The sequence below is a fragment of the Streptomyces sp. NPDC107550 genome (genome assembly GCF_055639095.1).
Genome location: NZ_JBVKBC010000011.1, coordinates 51259 through 68182, shown reverse-complemented (window position 1 = coordinate 68182; position 16924 = coordinate 51259). Strand labels below are relative to the sequence as shown.

Sequence of the window (16924 nt, the reverse complement as noted above, 5' to 3'; positions counted from 1 at the left end):
TGAACGGCCTCGGAAGTTACGGACATGCGAAGGGGGTGTCAACGGCCCTGACAGAAAAGGCCGTCGACACCCCCGGGGCCGGTCCGCTACGCCTCGCGCGGCGCCGCCGTGCTCGCCCGTACCACCAGCTCGGTCGCCAACTCCACGCGCGGCGAAGCGGGTTGCACCGCGCGTGCCAGATCGAGGACCGAGCGCGCCGCCAACTTGCCCATGTCGGCCAGTGGCTGACGGACCGTCGTCAGCGGCGGGGCGCTCCAGCGGACCTCGGGCAGATCGTCGAAGCCGACCACGCTCATGTCCTCCGGCACGCGCAGCCCCCGGCGGCGCAGCGCCTCGATCGCGCCGAGCGCCATCTGGTCGCTGGCCGCGAAGAGGGCGGTCGGCGGCTCGGGCAGCTCCAACAGGCGGTTGCAGCCGGTGAATCCGGAGGCGTGGTAGAAGTCGCCGGGCACGATGAGCGCGTTGTCGACGGGGACCGCGGCGGCGTCGAGCGCGGCCCGGTAGCCGTCCAGGCGGGCCCGCGAGCACAGCAGCCGGGGCGGCCCCTCGATGAAGCCGATCCTGCGGTGGCCGAGGCTGAGCAGGTGCTCGGTCGCCGCCATGCCGCCCGCCCAGTTGGTGGCGCCCACGGTCGGCGCCTCGCCCGCGGGAGCGCCGGCCGGGTCCACGACGACCAACGGCACGCCCAGGCGCCGCAGTTCGTCGTGCAGGCCGACCTCCAGGACGGACGTCACGAGGATCACGCCGTCGGAGGCGCGGGCCCGCAGATTGGTCATCCACTGACGGGCGGCGCCCGCGCGGTCGTGGATCGCGGAGACGACCGTGCCGACGCCGGCCTCGTGGGCGACCTCCTCGACGCCCCGGATGATCTCGACGGCCCAGGGGCTGTCCAGGTCGTTGAAGACGAGGTCGAGCAGGGCGGCGCGGTCGCCGGGCGCTGCGGGGCGGCGCCGGTAGCCGTGCCGGTGCAGCAGGTCCTCGACGCGGGCCCGGGTCGTCGGCGAGACGTCCGAGCGTCCGTTCACCACCCGCGACACGGTCGGTACGGAGACGCCGGCCTCCCGCGCGATCTCGGTGATCGTCACCTTGCCCGGCCCGTCCGGGCCCCCTGCTGCGGCCTTGCGCCGAGTGACTTCCCGGGCCACGTTCCCCACCTCCGTACCGAAAGCCTCCGGACGCCTTCCGGAACCGGTAGCACACGCCGAAACCCCCACCCAGGTCAACCCCCACCCCCACCCCAGCCCCGCCAGGGGCGCGAGGAACGCCCCAGCCCCGCCAGGGGCGCGAGGAACGCCCCAGCCCCGCCAGGGGCGCGAGGAACGGCGCGACCAGCCACACCCCACCCGCACACAACAAACAACCACCCGGGGCAGCCGCCCACCCCCAGCCCCACCCGGGAGAACCCTCCACAATTCCTCCGCACACCCCCGCCCCCCAGGCGATAGATTCACCCGGTCGAGGGGCCCGCCAGGGGGGGCGGCCCGCACACCAGGGGGCCCACCATGCGCATCCGTACCGCCACCGCGACCACCGCTCTCCTCCTCTGCGCCCTGGGCGCCACGACCGCCTGCTCGTCCACCCCGGACACCCCGGACACCCCGGACGCCTCCCACGGCAGACCGGCTACGAATTCCACGTCCGCCCCGAAGGACAAGCACCCCGGAGCCGAAGCCGCGGACGGCACGTCCGCCAAGCCGTCGATCGACCCGTCCGCCTGCGCGACCGACGCCGCCCACATGCCGAAGGGATGCGAGGTCGACATCGACGCCGCCAAAGTCGAACTCGGCAAGCTCGCCAAGCACGGCCCCTCCATAGAGCGAACCCCGTAAGAACCGCCCGCATAAGAACCGCCCGCGCAAGAACCAACCCCGTAAGCCAACCCCCGCCCTCGACGGAGTCCCCCACACCCGGAATGTCCGCCTTGCCGCTAGCGTTGACCTCGCGGGAGACACCCGGGCTGAACTGGCGGAAGGCGACACAGTGCACGGCGAGTACAAGATCCCCGGCGGCAAGCTCGTCGTCGCGGACGTGGACGTGGCGGGCGGCGTACTGCGCGGCGTACGCGTGGCGGGCGACTTCTTCCTGGAGCCGGACGACGCGCTCCAGGCGATCAACGCGTCGCTGGAGGGCGCGCCCGCCGGCGCCGACACGGCGACGCTGGCCGCCCGCGTCGAGGCGGCCCTGCCCCCGGGCACGGTGATGCTGGGCCTGAGCGCGGAGGGCGTGGCGACGGCCGTGCGCCGCGCGGTGGCGCAGGCGACGGACTGGCGGGACTACGACTGGCAGCTCATCCACGACGCGCCGCAGTCGCCCGTCCTGCACATGGCGCTGGACGAGGTGATGACGGAGGAGGTCGCGCTCGGCCGCCGCCCGCCGACGCTGCGCGTGTGGGAGTGGGACCGGCCCGCCGTCATCATCGGCAGCTTCCAGTCCCTGCGCAACGAGGTGGACCCCGAGGGCGTCGAGCGGCACGGCGTGACCGTGGTGCGCCGCATCTCCGGCGGCGGCGCGATGTTCGCCGAGCCGAAGTCGACGATCACGTACTCACTGGCCGTGCCCGAGTCCCTCGTCTCGGGGCTCTCCTTCCAGGACTCGTACGCCTATCTGGACGACTGGGTGCTCGGCGCGCTCGCCGACATGGGCATCAAGGCGTGGTACCAGCCGCTCAACGACATCGCCACCGAGGTCGGCAAGGTCGCGGGCGCCGCGCAGAAGCGGGTCGTCGCCGGGCAGGGCGCGGTGCTGCACCACGTGACCATGTCCTACGACATCGACGCGGACAAGATGGTCGAGGTGCTGCGCATCGGCCGCGAGAAGCTGTCGGACAAGGGCACGAAGAGCGCCAAGAAGCGCGTCGACCCGCTGCGCCGCCAGACGGGCCTGCCGCGCGAGGAGGTCATCGCCCGCATGATCGAGTCGTTCCGCGGCCGGTACGGGCTGACGGAAGGCGCGGTCACCGACGCGGAGATGGCCCGCGCCGAGGAACTGGTCCGCACGAAGTTCGGTACGCAGGAGTGGACGGCCCGCGTCCCCTGACGGACCCCCTCCCCCACCGAGCCGCGGCGGCCTACTTGCAGGCGACGGAACTGCTGCTCCCCGGCCAGCGCTCGACGTGCCCGTCACGCCCGCCGTGCCCGCCGTGACCCCCGTGCCCGCCGTGACCCCCGTGCCCGCCGTGCCCGCCGCCACTCCGCACGTACGCGACGCGCTTGTCACGCGCGAGCCACAGCTCCCGCCCGCCCTGCCGGTACCCGGTGTCGACCGCATCGCGCGGCAGCGGCACATCGCGCGCGTAGGTGCCGGTCAGGGTGGCGAGACCGGCCAGTTCGCCGCGCGGGTCGCCGTAGAACTGCCGGCCGAGGCGTGCGGCGCCGGGGCCCGAGCCGAGGGTCAGGAACTCCACCGAACGCCAGTCGCAGTGCGCGGGCCCGAACGTGCTGGACACCTCCGCGAGGGGCACGGGCCGCCCCGACCGGTCCGACCAGACGCGTACGCCGAGCCGTTCGCGGGCGGCGCGCGCGAACTCGGACGGATCGCACTGCGCGGACGTCTCCACCGTCCAACCTCCCTCCCCCGCCGCGTTCTTGACGACGACCACCGTGGCGCGGGCCCGGCCTTCGACCTCGTACCCGTACAGGACGCGCTTGCCGGTGCGGCGCTCGGCGCGGTAGCCGCGCGGGGGCATGGTGCCGGCGAAGTCCTCCCCTGTGTCCGCGCCGGCGACGGCCGCGAGCGCCGCGTCGGGCGAGGCGTGCCCGCCGCCGTACAGGCCCCGGTCGGCGCCGCCCGCCGCGTACGGCTTCCCCGTACAGGCGAGCGCGCGCAGGGCCGCTCCCCCGCCGGCGAGCGGCCCCTCGCGCCCGGCCCAGGCCGGGGTGGACGCCTTCAACGGCCCCCGGTATCCGGCGCGCGCGGCCGGTGACCCCTTGAGCACCAGGCCGTCCGGCACCGGCTCACCGCCCGCGCCGCATCCGGCCAGCAGCGCGCCGAGCACTCCGCACACCACCGCGATTCCCGCCCCGCGTCCACGCATCCGTCCCCCGCCTCCCTCGCACGGCCGCCCGTGCGTACGCCCCTTCGACGCCGGAGCGGGCAGGAACGTTCGGGCAGGGGCCCGGCCGGGTCACAACGGGCGGTCGGGCCAGTCGAGGAGGCGAGCGCCGATGACGGCCGTCTGGAGGGTGTAGCGGTGGTCGGGGTCGGCGGGATCGGCGCCGGTCAGCCGGTGGATGCGGTCGAGGCGGTACGTCGTCGCGCGCACGCTCAGCGCCAGCCTGCGGGCGGCTTCGGCGGCGACGCAGCCGGAGTCGAAGTACACGGCGAGCGTGTCGAGGAGGGGGCGGGCGCCGCCGCGGGCCTCGCGCAACGGGCCGAGGACGCTGCGCACCAGGTCCTCCATCGCCTGCCGGTCGCGGGTGAGCACGGGGTAGACGAGCAGGTCGGTGGCGTGCAGGACGGGCGCGTCGAGTCCGAGCCGGTCCGCGAGATCGAGGACGCCGACGGCTTCCTCGTAGGACTGGACGACGCCCCCGGGCCCCGGCTGGGGGCGGCCCACGGCGACCTGGCCGCCGTCCGTGGCCGCGCCCGCGTGCCGGGCGAAGTGGGCGAGGACCTCGTCCTGGTCGCCGGGCGCGACGCAGACCAGGCGGCCGTCCTTGGTGGCGAGGAGGATGTCGCGGTCGCCGAAGCGTGCGGTCAGGGCGTGTTCGACGGCGCGCGGCACCCGGTCGCCGTCCTCGTACGGTCCGGCGCCGCGCGCCACGGCGACGACGTGCGCGTGGGACAGGCGCAGCCCGAACCGTTCGGCGCGCTCCGCGATGCGGCCGAGGTCGCCGCGCCCGTGCAGCAGGTCGTCGATGAACTCGCGGCGCGCGGCCTCCTGTTGGCGCACGGCGTTGCGCAGGGCGCGCTCGTGGCCCTCGGCGAACGCGTCCACGGCCTGCGCGGCGACGTCCAGGACCGCGCCCGGCCCGGCGGTGCGGGCGGGGCGCTGGGCGCGGGTGGCGCGCAGATGCGCGGCGACGAGGTCGCGCAGGCCGAGCCCGGCCTCGGCGGCGCGTTCGCCGAGGGCGCGGCGCGCGTCGCGTTCGTCGCGGGTGAGACGGCGGCCGGTCGCGGCGGCGTCGCGGAGCAGTTCGGCGTAGCCGTCGAGGTAGCGCGCGCAGGGGTCGTCGGCGCGGTGCGGGTCCGCGCCGGGGGCGGCGGGGCGCTCGGCGGAAGGGCGGTGCGGGTTCATGTCGGTCGGTGGCGCCCCGGGGTGTGAGTGTGGCGGCGGAGCGCGTGGACGGCTCCCGTCCGCATCATCGCGGGGCGCCCGGCCGCCCACATTGCCCCCTTCCGGCAACTTCCGCGCATCTTCGATGCCGTATTACGTCACTGCCCGCACCCGGCGTCGGTGCCGTGGCCGGGGCGTCACCCAGGGGCCGGGCCCGGCCCGTGGCCAGGCGTCTGGGCGGGGGCGGGCGACTGGGCGGGGGCGGGCGCCTGCGCGGGGGCGGGGCCGGGACCGGGACCGGGAGCACGGCCGGGGCGGCGGGTGAGGGCGGCCTCGATGCCGGCCGCGCGGTCCGCCAGCAGCCCGAGCGCGGCGACGGCCCGCACGGCGGGGTCCTCGTCGGCGCCGCCGAGCGCCTGATGGCGTACGTACGCGCTCTTGAGGGCGCTCCAACGGGCGGCCTGCCCGGCGTCGAGGGTGCCGCGCAGCTCCGCGAGGCGCAGCAGGGCGGCCTCGGCGCCGGTGGTCAGGGTCTGGGCCTCGGCGCGGTAGTGGTCGTCGATGACGGCGGCGCGTTCGCTGTCGTCCATGGCCGCGTCGAGGCGCTGGGCGATCTTGTTCATGTCGCGGTACGAGCCTTGGAGGCGGAACGGCGGTTCGGTACGGGTCGCGTCACTCTGGCCCGCGGAGGCGATATAGGCGGCGTTGACCGCGAGGACCGTGTCGCGGGCGGCGAGCAGATGGCGCAGGACGGCGGTGACGCGGCCCAGTTCGGCCTGGCTGTAGGGGTGTTCGAGGTCGGCGGGGCGGGCGGTCGGGTCGGCGGCGGCGAGCCGGACGAGCAGGTCGAGGTCGGTGCGGGAGCGGCCGGCGAGGGGCGCGAGGTCGGGGTGCGAGGTGAGCGCGTTTTCGACGAAACTGAGGGCGAAGGCGGCTTCCTTGCCGGTGAGGACGTCGCCGAGGTTCCACACGTCGGCGCGGTTGGCGAGCATGTCGGGGACGCGGAAGCGGGTGCCTGACTCGGTGTAGGGGTTGCCGGCCATGCATACGGCGAACCGCTTGCCGCGCAGCGAGAACGTCCGGGCCTCCCCGTCGACGACGCCGTCGATCCGGCGGGTCGCATCGCACAACGGGATGAACCGCTGGAGCAGTTCGGGCGACGTGTGCTGGATGTCGTCGAGGTGGAGCAGGGTGTTGTTGCCGGCCGCGAGCGCGAAGTTGATCTTCTCGACCTCGCGCCGGGAGGCCGCGTCCGGGGCCCGGTCGGGGTCGAGCGAGGTGACGCCGTGGCCGAGGGCCGGGCCGTCGATCTTGACGAGGAGCAGGCCGAGGCGCTGGGCGACGTACTCGACGAGGGTCGTCTTGCCGTAACCGGGCGGCGACAGGAGCAGCAGCAGTCCGGAGGTGTCGGCACGGCGGGAGGCGTCGGCGGTGCCGATCTGGCGGGCGAGGCTGTCGCCGACGAGCGGCAGGTACACCTCGTCGACGAGCCGCCCGCGCACGAACGAGGCGAGGGCGCGGGGCCGCAGTTCGGGCAGCCGCAGCCGCTCGCGCTCGGCGGCCATGAGCGCGCCGCGGCGCTGCTGGTAGGCGCGGAACGCGGGCACGGTCCGGGTGCGGAACGCGCGCGTGCGGGCCAGGAACTCGTCCACGCGCACCGTGAGCGTGCCGTCGCGCCCGATGCGCGGATGGTCGCCGAGCAGGCCCTCCACGGTGACGGTGACGGGCGCGGCACTCGGGTAACGCGGCAGGTCCGGGCAGAGGGCGGCGGCGACGGCCTCGGCGAGGTCACCGTCGTCGAGCGGGGTGCCGTGCGCGGCCGCGTGGGCGCCCAGCCAGGCGTGCGTGACGCGCAGCCGGGCGCCGAGATCGTCGCCGAGCGCGGCGACCCCTTCGTCGTACGCGGCACTGCCCTCGCTGTGCCGGAACTTGTCGAGGAACGCGCGCGTCGACTCGGGCAGCACGAAACCGCCGTGCGGCGCGGTGAGTTCATCGACGAGATAGGCGGCGGCCCGCCTGCTGTCGTCTCCGATGACGTCGCCGGGGCGGGGGTCGCCGGGGCGGGGGTCTGCGGGGCGGGGGTCGCCGGGGGCGGGTACGGGGGTGCCGGTACGGGGGGTGGCGGTGTCGGTGCCGGTACGGGGGCCGGCGGTGTCGGCCGTGGGGGTGCCGGTTTCGGCACGGGGGCTGGCGGTGACGGCCGTGCGGGCGCCGGTGTCGGTTTCGGCGCGAGGGCCGGGGACGCTGGTACCCGTACCTGTAGCCGTCCCTGTGCCGCTGCCGGTGCCGGTGCCGGTGTGCGGGTGGGTGGCGATGGCGGCGGCCAGTTCCGCTTCGAGGTCGGCGAGGGCCGCGTCCGGTGCGGTGCTCGCGCCGGGGCCCGAGGCGTACGTGTCGCGGGCCCGGGCGAGGGTGACGGCGCGGGCCTGCCAGGCGTGCCGCTGGGCGGGCGTGGTGCCGTGCGCCCAGAACAGTTGGGCGGCGGCCCGGGCGGCGGGCAGGTGCCGCAGCGCGCCCGCGTCGGCGGTCAGCCGCAGCAGCGCGCGCAGGACGAGCGTGGCGTCGTGGTCGTGGACACCGCGCTCGTGCCCTTCGTCGTACGCGTCCTGCGCCGCCCGGCGTACGAGGCCGGGCAGGTCGTCGGCGGCGGCGAGCGCGGCGGACCCGTGCTCGTGGAGCAGCCGCGCGGCGAGGTGTTCGGCGCGGTACACGTCGGCGTTCTCGGAGGGGAGGTGCTGGTTCCAGAAGGGGCGGGTGTCGGCGAAGGCGGGGTCGGTGACGGGTGCGCGGTAGTCGGTGCCGGTGAGGGTGAAGGCGAGGCCGTCGCCGTCGGGGACGAGGGTGAGGTCGAGGGGCTGTGTGTTGACGGCGAAGCGGTGCCGGCCGAGGCGGATGGTGGTGCCGTCGGCGTCGTAGAGGTCGGCGCGGTCGCGGAGCGCGCGGGTGGCTTCCTGGCGGGCCGCGGTGAGCCGCGCGGTGAGGTCCTCGGCCCGTACCTGGGCGCCGAGTTCGCGCAGTTCGCCGGTGACGGCACGGACCTTGGCGACCATCGGGTCGGACGTGAAGAACACGGCGACGGCGTCCGCGTCGGGCAGGGCGGCGGCGCGCCGGGCGAGGGTGTCGAGGACCCTGCCCCCGGACGCGGCGAGCTGGTCGGCGCGCCGGGCGCGGGCGTCGGCGAGCGTTTGTTTGCGGGCGGTGAACGTCTCGTGGATCTCGGCGCGGCGGGCTTCGAGCCGCTGGAGGAAGTCGTCGTGCTCGGCGAACCGCGACTGGAGGTCTTCCACCTGGACGAGGAGGCGGGCGAGCTGGTCGTCGCAGGCGTCGGGGGTGTCGGCGGCGGCTAGGGCCCCGGCGACAGCCTGCCCGAGCAACGCGCTCTCGGCGGCGAACGCGGCGCGGCCCTCGTCGTCCAGCAGGGCGCGGCGGCGGGCGTCGAGGGTGGCGCGGGCCCGGTTGACGGCGCCGAGGGCTTCCGCGACATGTTCGAGGACGGCGGTGCGCACGGTGGCGTCGGCGATGTCGAGGGCGCCGACGACATCGGTGACGGTGCGCAGGGAGTCGGCGAGCGCGGTGAGCCGCTGGGCGACGGTGTCGGCCTCGGCGGTGGAGGCCAGCGCGGCGCACTGCTCGGTGAGCCGGCGGGCCTCGTCGAGCTGGGGTGCGAAGGCGTCGGGGCGGGCGAGGAAGGCGACGGCGCGCCGTCCGAAGTCGGCGAGGTCGGCGGCGGCCTGCGCGTCGAGGGCGTCGATGCGCGCGGTGTCGGCGTACCGGACGTCCTTGAGCGTGAGCAGATGCCCCTGCGCGTGCCGCAGTTCGGTGAGCCCGCTGACCCACTCCCCCGGCCCGCGCGGCATCTCGCCCCGCAGCCGCCGCACGACTCCGGTGACGCGGTCGGCGGCCTCGTCCAGCCGCCGGGCGGCCTGCGCGGTCAGCTCGCGCACGGTGGCGAACTCGGTGACGATCTGCTCGGCCGTCGCCCGCATCCGCCCCAGCGGCTCGGCGAGGTCGCCGGTGTCGGGGTCGGCGAGCCAGGGGTGGGTGTCGGCGGCGCGGACGCAGCCGTCGAGGAGCGCGGCGTACCCCTCGCCGGTCGGGGTGGTCGTGGTGGCGGCGCGGACGAGGGCGAGGCAGTCGGAGATGCCGCGGACGAGGTCGGCGTTGCCGATGCGGGCGAGCGGTCCGTCGCCCACGGGCCGGGCGGCGGCGTGCACGTCACTGACGAACGGCGACCCGTAGCGCTGCACGAGGTGGGCCCGGCCGGGCCCGTCGCTCTCGGCGCCGCGCAGCAGCAGGAGCGTGCCGTCGTCGAAGAGTGCGTGCCCGTGGCAGGTGAGCGGGGCGTCGATCTCCTTCCGGATGAGGTTGTACGGCAGCAGCAGTTCGCGCTGTTCGGCCGGGTCGTGGAAGACGTACAGGATGTCCTCGCCGTTGGGTGAGCGCACGGTGCGCGCGTACCGCAGGCCGCTGGTGTCGACGGCGTCGAACGTCTTGTGCGTGCCGTCGGCGAGGCAGTAGCCGCCGGGGAAGACGATGCCCTGCCGGTCGGGCAGCACCCGCCCGGCCTGCCCGATCGCGTCGAGGCGTACGAGGTCGTGGGTGAGGGTGGAGTGGACGAAGTAGCGGTCGGTCTCCTCCTTGTAGGGGCGGACGCGCAGCAGCAGGAGCGCGCCGAGGCGGGCGTAGGCGACCTCGGCGTCCGCGAGGGCCTGCAACGGCTCGTCGACGGGCTCGCGGTGGAGCGCGTCGTCGGTCTCGGTGTCGTCGTCGGTCTTGAAGGTGAGGGTGCCGCCGGCGGTGGACACGTACAAGGTGTCGTCGACGGCGATGTGCGGGCGGCGGCCGAGGACGTGGTGTTCGCGGCCGACGCTCTGCCAGGTCAGGTCGTGGGCGGGTGGTTCGGTCAGGTCGCGGTCGCCGCGTGCGTCGAGGAAGCGCACGGTGCCGTCGGCGGACAGCGACCAGCGCAGCACGCGGATGTCGGCGGCGCGCTCGCCGGTGCGGAAGACGGCGAGCAGCTTGCCGTCGGCGAGCCGCAGGCTCAGCAGGCGGGCGTCGGCGTAGTAGCGGTGCAGGGCGGTGAACTCGCGGACGAGCTCCGGGTCGTCGAGCAGCCCGGGGACGGCGCTGTCGGGGAGCGCCGTGAGGTCCCGGTCGTAGAGCGCGAGCACGTCCCCGACGCGGGTGTCGGCGCCCGCGGCGGTAGCCGGCTCGAAGCCGACGAGCAGATGTCCGGCGACGGCGACGAGGTCGCGCGCGGTGCCGGGGGTGTCCGTGCGCAACCGGTCGCTGCCCGTCAGACGCAACTGCTCGGAGGCGAACTCGGTGATCCGTCGCTGGTTCAACGCCTGGGCACCGGCGCCGAGTTCCCGGGCTTGCCGAAAAAGTCGGTCGCGCAGCAATTCGTAGGTGCCGGTGGGCTCGGGGGCGCCCGTGGCCTGGTCGTTGCCCGAGGCTTGGTCGTTGCCCGTCGCCTGGTCGTTGCCGGTGACTGGGTTGTTGCCGGTGACCTCGTCCCGGGAGTCCGTGCCCGTAGCCATCGTCGTCCAGCGTCCTTCCGGTCGTGCGCGCGATCTCGGCGGTGTCCTCGCCACCGTCCCGGAAGAGGGCCCGGGGCGGCGACGAGAGGAGGCGGGGGAAGAAGAGGGGTGAGGAAGGTGCGGCCGGGGCCACCGACCCCCGTACGGTGTCCCCGGCCGGTCCCGGTGCTGGCTCAGGCGTGTGCGGCCGAGCCGTTCAGTGAGGTCAGCGGCAGGTCGGCGAGTCCCAGCTGACCGGCCTTGTCCAGCAGTTCCCGTACCTGCGCGGCCTGGTCGCCGCCGCCCTTCATGAGCTTCATGAGCAGCGCGGAGACGGTCAGGTTCTGCATGTCGGCGGTGGAGACCGAGCTGAGGACGGCCGTCAGGTCGTCGGTGAAACTGGCCGTGCCGTCGAGCCAGGGGCCCGCGAGTTGCTGGGCTGTGCGGGAGTTCTGCACGAAACCGTCGACGCTCTTGCCGAGCGCGATCGAGGACATGAGCCGGTCGAAGAAGACGGACTCGCCGCCGACGATGTTGATGTCCGCGTTCTCCAGACCGGTGGCGAGCACGGTGGCCTGCGCCTCGGCGACCTGCCGCTGCACGTCGAGGCCCGCGAGCCGGATGTCCTTCTCCGCCTCCAGGCGCAGCCGGTACTCCTCGTGACCGCGCGACGCCTCGTCGAGGGCGGCCATCGCGGCGGCCTTCTTCGCGATGCCTTCGGCTTCCGCCTTCAGCTTCTCCCCGATGGCCGTGGCCTGCGCGAGCGCCTTGGCCCGCTCGCCCTCCGCCTCGGCGCGCAGCCGCGCCTCGGTGGCCTCGGCCTCGGCACGGCCGGTCTTCTCGATGACCTCGGCTTCCCTGTCGCGCACCTCGATGTCGGCGAGGCCGGGCGCGGCGCTCTCCGCGCGGATGCCGTCGGCGAGCTTCCGCTTGGCCTGCGCCTGAAGGTCGGCCGCCTGCAACTGGGCCTGCGCCATGGTGAGCTGCTCGGCGGCGCGGTGCGTGGCGGCCTGCTCGGCGGCCTCCGCCGCCTTGATGTCCTTGACCAGCTTCTCCTGCGCCTCGGCCTCGGCGGCGATGACGACGGTCTGCCGTCCGCGCTCTGCCTCCTCGACCGCGCGCAGCTTCTTGATGGACTCCTCCTGCTCGGCGACCGTACGGTCCACGGCGACCCGCTCGCGGATGACCTCGGCGATCTCGCGGCGCTCCGCCTCGACCTCCTTCTCGGCGGCGATGCGGGTCAGTTCGGTCTCCCGGTCGCGGGCGATGACTTCGAGGAGGCGGTCCTTCTCGATGCGCTCGTTCTCGACGGCGATGACCCGCTCACGGTTCTTCTGGGCGACGGCCACCTCGCGCGCCTGGTTCTCGCGCTGCACGCCGAGCTTCTCCTCGGTGGCGAGGAACGCGCCCTGCGCCCGCAGCCGCTCCTCCTCCACCACGCGCGCCGTCTCGGCCTCCTCACGCGCGCGTACGGTGTCGATCTCGCGCTTCTGCTTGATCTCGGCGTCCGCCTGCCGGCGCTCCAGCTCCAGGATGGTCTCGCGGGCGTCGACGTTCTGCCGCGTGATCTCCTTCTCCTCCGTGCGCTGGAACTCGTTGGTGCGCACGTGCTCGACGGTCGTCAACTCGGTGATCTTGCGGATGCCCTGGGCGTCGAGGACGTTGTTCGGGTCGAGCTGGCTGAGCGGCGTCTGCTCCAGGTAGTCGATCGCCGCGTCCTCCAGGTGGTACCCGTTGAGGTCGACGCCGATGACCTCGATGATCCGGTACCGCAGTTCCTCACGCTTGGTGTAGAGGTCGGTGAAGTCGAGCTGCTTGCCCACGGTCTTGAGCGCCTCGGAGAACTTCGCGTGGAACAGTTCTTGGAGCGTCTTCTGGTCGCTGGCGCGCTGCGTGCCGACGTTCTGCGCGACCCGGATCACATCGTCGACGGTCTTGTTGACCTTCACGAAGAACGAGATGCGGATGTCGGCGCGGATGTTGTCCTTGCAGATCAGCCCGTCGCGGCCGGTCCGCGTGATGTCGATGGTCTTCACCGAGATGTCCATGATCTCGGCCTTGTGCAGCACGGGCAGCACGATCTGCCCGGTGAACGTCACATCGACCTTGCGCATCTTGGAGACGATGAGCGCCTTGCCCTGCTCGACCTTGCGGAACAGGCGGGTGAACACGAGCAGAGTTACGACGATGACGAGGAGGGCGGCGGCGACGGACACGCCGATGCCCACGGTGGTGGCATCCATGGTGAAGTCCTCGGGATCCGGATGGAGAAGGGCGCGCAGGGCGCGCGGAGCGCGCGAGCGACGAGGAGAACGGGGCGGCGCCGGAGGGCGCCGTTACGCGGGACGGCGCCGGGCCGCGCCGGGTTCGTCAGGGGCGTTGAGGCCGTGAGGGCCGTGGGGGCCGTCAAGGGGACGGACGGCACTGCGGGCATGGGGCGTGCTCGGGGTGCGGCCTGCACCGACGGCGAAGGTCAGCCCCGGGGCGCGGCCCGTGCCGGTGGGGCGCCCGGCGCGGGGGCGGCCTGTAGCGCTCAGGCGGCCCGTGGGGATCGGGCGGCCCGTGGGGCTCAGGCGGTCCGTGGGGCTCAGGCGGTCCGTGGGGCTCAGGCGGTCCGTGCGACGCGCGAGGGCCTCTGGAGCCTCGGGGCTCAGGCCATCCATGCGTCGCAGGGGCGTCTGGAGGCTCGTGCGGGCCGTGGCCGCCGCAGGGTTCGGTTCTCCGGCGTGGGAGCCCGGCGGCGCGGCGGCCTGTGTCGGCCGCCCCGCCCCGGCGCTCTCCCCCGTGTCGGCAGTCGGCGCGAAAAGGGTGTCCCCCGTGTCCCCCATGACGCTCCCCCGTCCGCTTCGTAGGCTCGGCCCCGGCACGGTCCCCACTTCCGGAGACCGGCACCGGGGCCGACCCCCCGTTTCTGCCAGGACGATCCTCGCTCAGCGCACGCGTGCCGCGCATTGCCGTGTTCCGGCAATCTTTACGCCGCCTTGATGCCGGACGCGCGACGCTCCGCCCGCCGCTTCCGCGCGTTCCGCTGGGACGGGGCGTCGCGCTCTCAGGCGAGCCCCAACTCCCGCTCGCCCAGAGGCGCGAAGTACCGCTCGACGTCCTCGGGCCGGACCTCGCCGAGCGTCGCGGGGCTCCAGTGCGGGTCGCGGTCCTTGTCGATGATCTGGGCGCGGACGCCCTCGGGCAGGTCGGCGGTGTGCAGGGCGGCGCAGGAGACGCGGTACTCCTGGTCGAGCGCCTCCTCCAGGCTGGTGAACCGCTCGGCGCGCCGGAGCGCGGCGAGTGTCGCCTTGAGGGCGGTCGGGGACTTCGCCAGGAGGGTGTCGGCGGTCTCCTTGGCCTCGGGTTCGCCGTACGCCTGAAGCCGGTCGACGATCTCCTCGACGGTGTCGGCGGCGTAGCAGGCGTCGATCCAGGGCTGCTGCCGCGCGAGCCGCCCCTCGGGCGCGGGGCGCGCGTGCCGGGCGAGTGCGTCGGGCGCCTCTCGGGTGGCGAGGTCGTCGAGCAGCGCCGGCAGCGCGTCGGACGGTACGTGGTGGTCGGCGAGCCCGCACAGCAGGGCGTCGGCCGCTCCCACGGCGGCGCCGGTCAGCGCCAGGTGCGTGCCGAGCCTGCCGGGCGCCCGCGACAGCAGCCAGGTGCCGCCGACGTCCGGCACGAACCCGATGCCCACCTCGGGCATGGCGACCTGGGACCGCTCGGTGACGACGCGGTGAGCGCCGTGCGCGGACAGGCCGACGCCGCCGCCCATCACGATCCCGTCCATGAGGGCGACGTAGGGCTTCGGGTAGTGGGCGATGCGTGCGTTGAGGCGGTACTCGTCGCGCCAGAAGGCCTCGGAGGCGGTGCCGTCGCCGCTGCGGGCGTCGTCGTGGAAGAGTCGGATGTCAGCGCCCGCGCACAGGCCGCGCTCGCCCGCACCGCTGAGCACGACGGTCCGTACGGCGGGGTCCCGCTCCCAGCGGTCCAGCGCGTCGGCGACGGTCCGCACCATGGGGTGGGTCAGTGAGTTCAGCGCGCGGGGCCGGTTGAGCACGAGGTGGGCGGCGTGGCCCCGAGTGGACAGCAGCACGGGTTCGGGGCGGGCGTCGGGGGTGGTCAACGGTCTTCCTTCCGATCACGAGCGGTGAGCACGGCCATCTGTATCACCGGGTGCCCCCGGGCTGCGGGGCGCGGACGGGCCGACGCGGCGCCGCCGGCGCAGAAGACGGCGGGACCGGGACAGCGGGGCGCGGGACGGCGGGTTGGGGACAGCGGACCAAGATTTTCGGCCAACCCGGGACGATCACCGTATGGCGGTCGTACCCGGGGGTAGCCGATGGGTGCAGATCAGCCCCGACGCCGACTTCAGGGGCTGGCCTGCCCGCTCCCAGGGCACCCGCGGCAGACCCGCCGCCCGGAGCCCGTGGTCGAGGCGGGGCGACCGCGCCCGCGGGGGGTAGCGCGGCGCGCGGTCCCCCTGCCCGAACCCCGCGGCCCGGCCGAGCCGTCCGCGCCCGCACCGAGGCAACGAAAAACGTCGCCCGGGAAGTTCCCGAGCGACGCTCTGTGCGGTGTTGCGATGCTGCCGTGTTCCTACTGTGTGTCCGAGGGGGGACTTGAACCCCCACGCCCGATAAAGGGCACTAGCACCTCAAGCTAGCGCGTCTGCCATTCCGCCACCCGGACCAGGTGTCTGCCGTTCGCGGAGTGTTCCCCGCGGCGACATGGACAACAATACCAAGGTTTCGGAGTGCGTTTCACCTGCGTATCCGTCGGGCGGCGGGAAGCCTCCGAGGCCTCACTATGAGTGAGGTTTCACTTACGGGAGCGTATGGAAAGGTGCGGCGACCTCGGACGTTGTCCCGACTGCTGCGGGAGCACCACACGCTGCGCTGACGCGCGTGGGCTACGGCTACGCCCTCGACCGGCTCAGCCTTCGTCGGTTTTCGCCGCGCACGCGCGCGTAGGGGCCCGCCGCCGGGACGGGCCCCTGTCCGGTCACTCAGTGCTTGCGCAGGGCGGCCATGTTGGCGTAGCCGATGCGGGCGTACTTGAGGGACTGGGCGAGGTCGGTGGAGCTGGGCGCGTTGTCCTGCTCGACCATGGGGTTGTGGTAGTTCTTCGCGCCTACGCGGCCGAAGAACGTCGTGTAGTCGATGACGCCCTCACCGAAGGGCACCATGTCGTAGCCCATGCCGTTGGTGTCGTTGTGGGTGCCGTCCTTGGCGTGGAACAGCGGGTAGCGCTTGGTGTGGGAGCGGACGAGGGCGGCGGGGTCGAAGACGTCCTCCCGCACGCTGCCGTCGTGGGCGGTGTAGGTGTGGAACTTGTACTGCGCGACGTGCGCCCAGAAGATGTCCATCTCCAGCCACACGCTGCGCGGGTCGGTGACCTTCAGGAAGTACTCCAGCTTGCGGATGCCGGAGCTGCGGGTGGGGCGGCCCTGAGCGTCGAGGGGGCCGCCGTCGAGCAGGAAGCCGTACGCCGCGTCGTGGTTGTGGGTGTAGAGCTTGATTCCGGCCTTGCGGGCGATGTCGCCGAGCGCGTTCCATTTGTCGGCGGCCACGTCCCAGTCGGCCCGGTAGGCGCTGCCGGTGGGGTCGCCGCCGGTGCCCATGTGGTCCATGCCGAGGATGTTGGCGATCTCCAGGCTCCGCTTGAACTTGTCGAGGTCCGCTGAGGACAGCGGCCACGACGAGGGGATGAAGCCGTGGTTGCCCTGGGCACGCAGGCCGTACTCGTCGAGCCAGGAGCGCAGGAGCCGCGCGCCCGCGACGGTTTCGAGGTCGGCGCCACCGGGGGCGTTGGGGTGCTGGCCGTAGCCCGCGAACTCGACCTGCTTGTAGCCGTACCGGGCCAGCTCCTTGAAGACCTCGCGGAACCCGGAGGGCAGATCGGAGGCGAGGGGGTCACGGCCGGTCGCGTCGCGGACGGTGTAGAGGATGATGCCGCGCTTGTCCTCGGGAACCAGGGCGTTGCCACGGCCCGGGGCGCCGGAGGGGGCGGCCTGCGGCAGCGCGAAGGAGGGGGCGGCGCCAAGGACGGGGGCGGCGATCGCGCCGGCGGCCACGGCGGTGCAGGTGCTCAGGAAGCGCCTGCGGTTGATGCCGAGGCGGTTTCTCAGGGATTCGTCGGCGGCGGGGGTGTCGTGGAACTCGGTCACGGGATCCTCTTTTCGGGGTGCGGGCCTGCGGCGGGAGTGATT

The 16924-nt window shown here is 74.0% G+C and carries 9 protein-coding genes and 1 tRNA gene; 2 read left to right on the top strand and 8 right to left on the bottom strand.

Annotated features, from left to right (window positions below; translation table 11 throughout):
• Window positions 1-86: 86 nt before the first annotated feature.
• Window positions 87-1145, bottom strand: coding sequence for a LacI family DNA-binding transcriptional regulator (locus ACZ7LY_RS17195; RefSeq protein ID WP_471625415.1), 1059 nt, complete (start codon window positions 1143-1145; stop codon window positions 87-89).
• A 357-nt stretch (window positions 1146-1502) separates the two neighbouring features.
• On the opposite strand from ACZ7LY_RS17195, the gene ACZ7LY_RS17190 reads away from it, so the two are divergent.
• Window positions 1503-1829 (top strand): hypothetical protein, encoded by a 327-nt coding sequence (locus tag ACZ7LY_RS17190; protein WP_471625414.1) that lies wholly within the window; start codon window positions 1503-1505, stop codon window positions 1827-1829.
• Between the two features lie 151 nt (window positions 1830-1980).
• Window positions 1981-3036 carry a lipoate--protein ligase family protein gene (locus ACZ7LY_RS17185; RefSeq protein ID WP_471625413.1) on the top strand — a complete coding sequence of 352 codons (1056 nt, stop codon included), beginning with the start codon at window positions 1981-1983 and terminating at the stop codon, window positions 3034-3036.
• A 31-nt stretch (window positions 3037-3067) separates the two neighbouring features.
• Here ACZ7LY_RS17185 and ACZ7LY_RS17180 read toward each other — a convergent pair whose 3' ends face one another.
• The 7 genes from ACZ7LY_RS17180 to ACZ7LY_RS17150 all read right to left on the bottom strand — a co-directional run bounded on the left by ACZ7LY_RS17180 (window position 3068) and on the right by ACZ7LY_RS17150 (window position 16882).
• Window positions 3068-4033 (bottom strand): hypothetical protein, encoded by a 966-nt coding sequence (locus ACZ7LY_RS17180; RefSeq protein ID WP_471625412.1) that lies wholly within the window; start codon window positions 4031-4033, stop codon window positions 3068-3070.
• A gap of 90 nt (window positions 4034-4123) precedes the next feature.
• Entirely contained in the window at window positions 4124-5236 is a 1113-nt protein-coding gene (locus tag ACZ7LY_RS17175; protein ID WP_471625411.1) for a PucR family transcriptional regulator, read from the bottom strand.
• 176 nt (window positions 5237-5412) lie between these two features.
• Window positions 5413-10755, bottom strand: coding sequence for a DNA repair ATPase (locus ACZ7LY_RS17170; protein ID WP_471625410.1), 5343 nt, complete (start codon window positions 10753-10755; stop codon window positions 5413-5415).
• Between the two features lie 173 nt (window positions 10756-10928).
• Entirely contained in the window at window positions 10929-12977 is a 2049-nt protein-coding gene (locus tag ACZ7LY_RS17165; protein ID WP_471625409.1) for a flotillin family protein, read from the bottom strand.
• A gap of 806 nt (window positions 12978-13783) precedes the next feature.
• A complete protein-coding gene (locus ACZ7LY_RS17160) occupies window positions 13784-14839 on the bottom strand; it encodes an enoyl-CoA hydratase/isomerase family protein (protein WP_471625408.1) in 1056 nt (351 codons plus the stop codon).
• Window positions 14840-15320: 481 nt separating this feature from the next.
• Window positions 15321-15405, bottom strand: a tRNA-Leu gene (locus ACZ7LY_RS17155).
• Window positions 15406-15721: 316 nt separating this feature from the next.
• Window positions 15722-16882, bottom strand: a complete 1161-nt coding sequence (locus ACZ7LY_RS17150) for a sugar phosphate isomerase/epimerase family protein (RefSeq protein WP_471625407.1) — start codon at window positions 16880-16882, stop codon at window positions 15722-15724.
• Window positions 16883-16924 lie beyond the last annotated feature (42 nt).

What these genes read in the sequence shown, in the direction of transcription:
- ACZ7LY_RS17190 (WP_471625414.1), top strand. Translation starts at nt 1,503, where the DNA reads ATGCGCATCCGTACCGCCACCGCGACCACCGCTCTCCTCCTCTGCGCC.
- ACZ7LY_RS17180 (WP_471625412.1), bottom strand. Translation starts at nt 4,033, where the DNA reads ATGCGTGGACGCGGGGCGGGAATCGCGGTGGTGTGCGGAGTGCTCGGC.
- ACZ7LY_RS17175 (WP_471625411.1), bottom strand. Translation starts at nt 5,236, where the DNA reads ATGAACCCGCACCGCCCTTCCGCCGAGCGCCCCGCCGCCCCCGGCGCG.
- ACZ7LY_RS17170 (WP_471625410.1), bottom strand. Translation starts at nt 10,755, where the DNA reads ATGGCTACGGGCACGGACTCCCGGGACGAGGTCACCGGCAACAACCCA.
- ACZ7LY_RS17165 (WP_471625409.1), bottom strand. Translation starts at nt 12,977, where the DNA reads ATGGATGCCACCACCGTGGGCATCGGCGTGTCCGTCGCCGCCGCCCTC.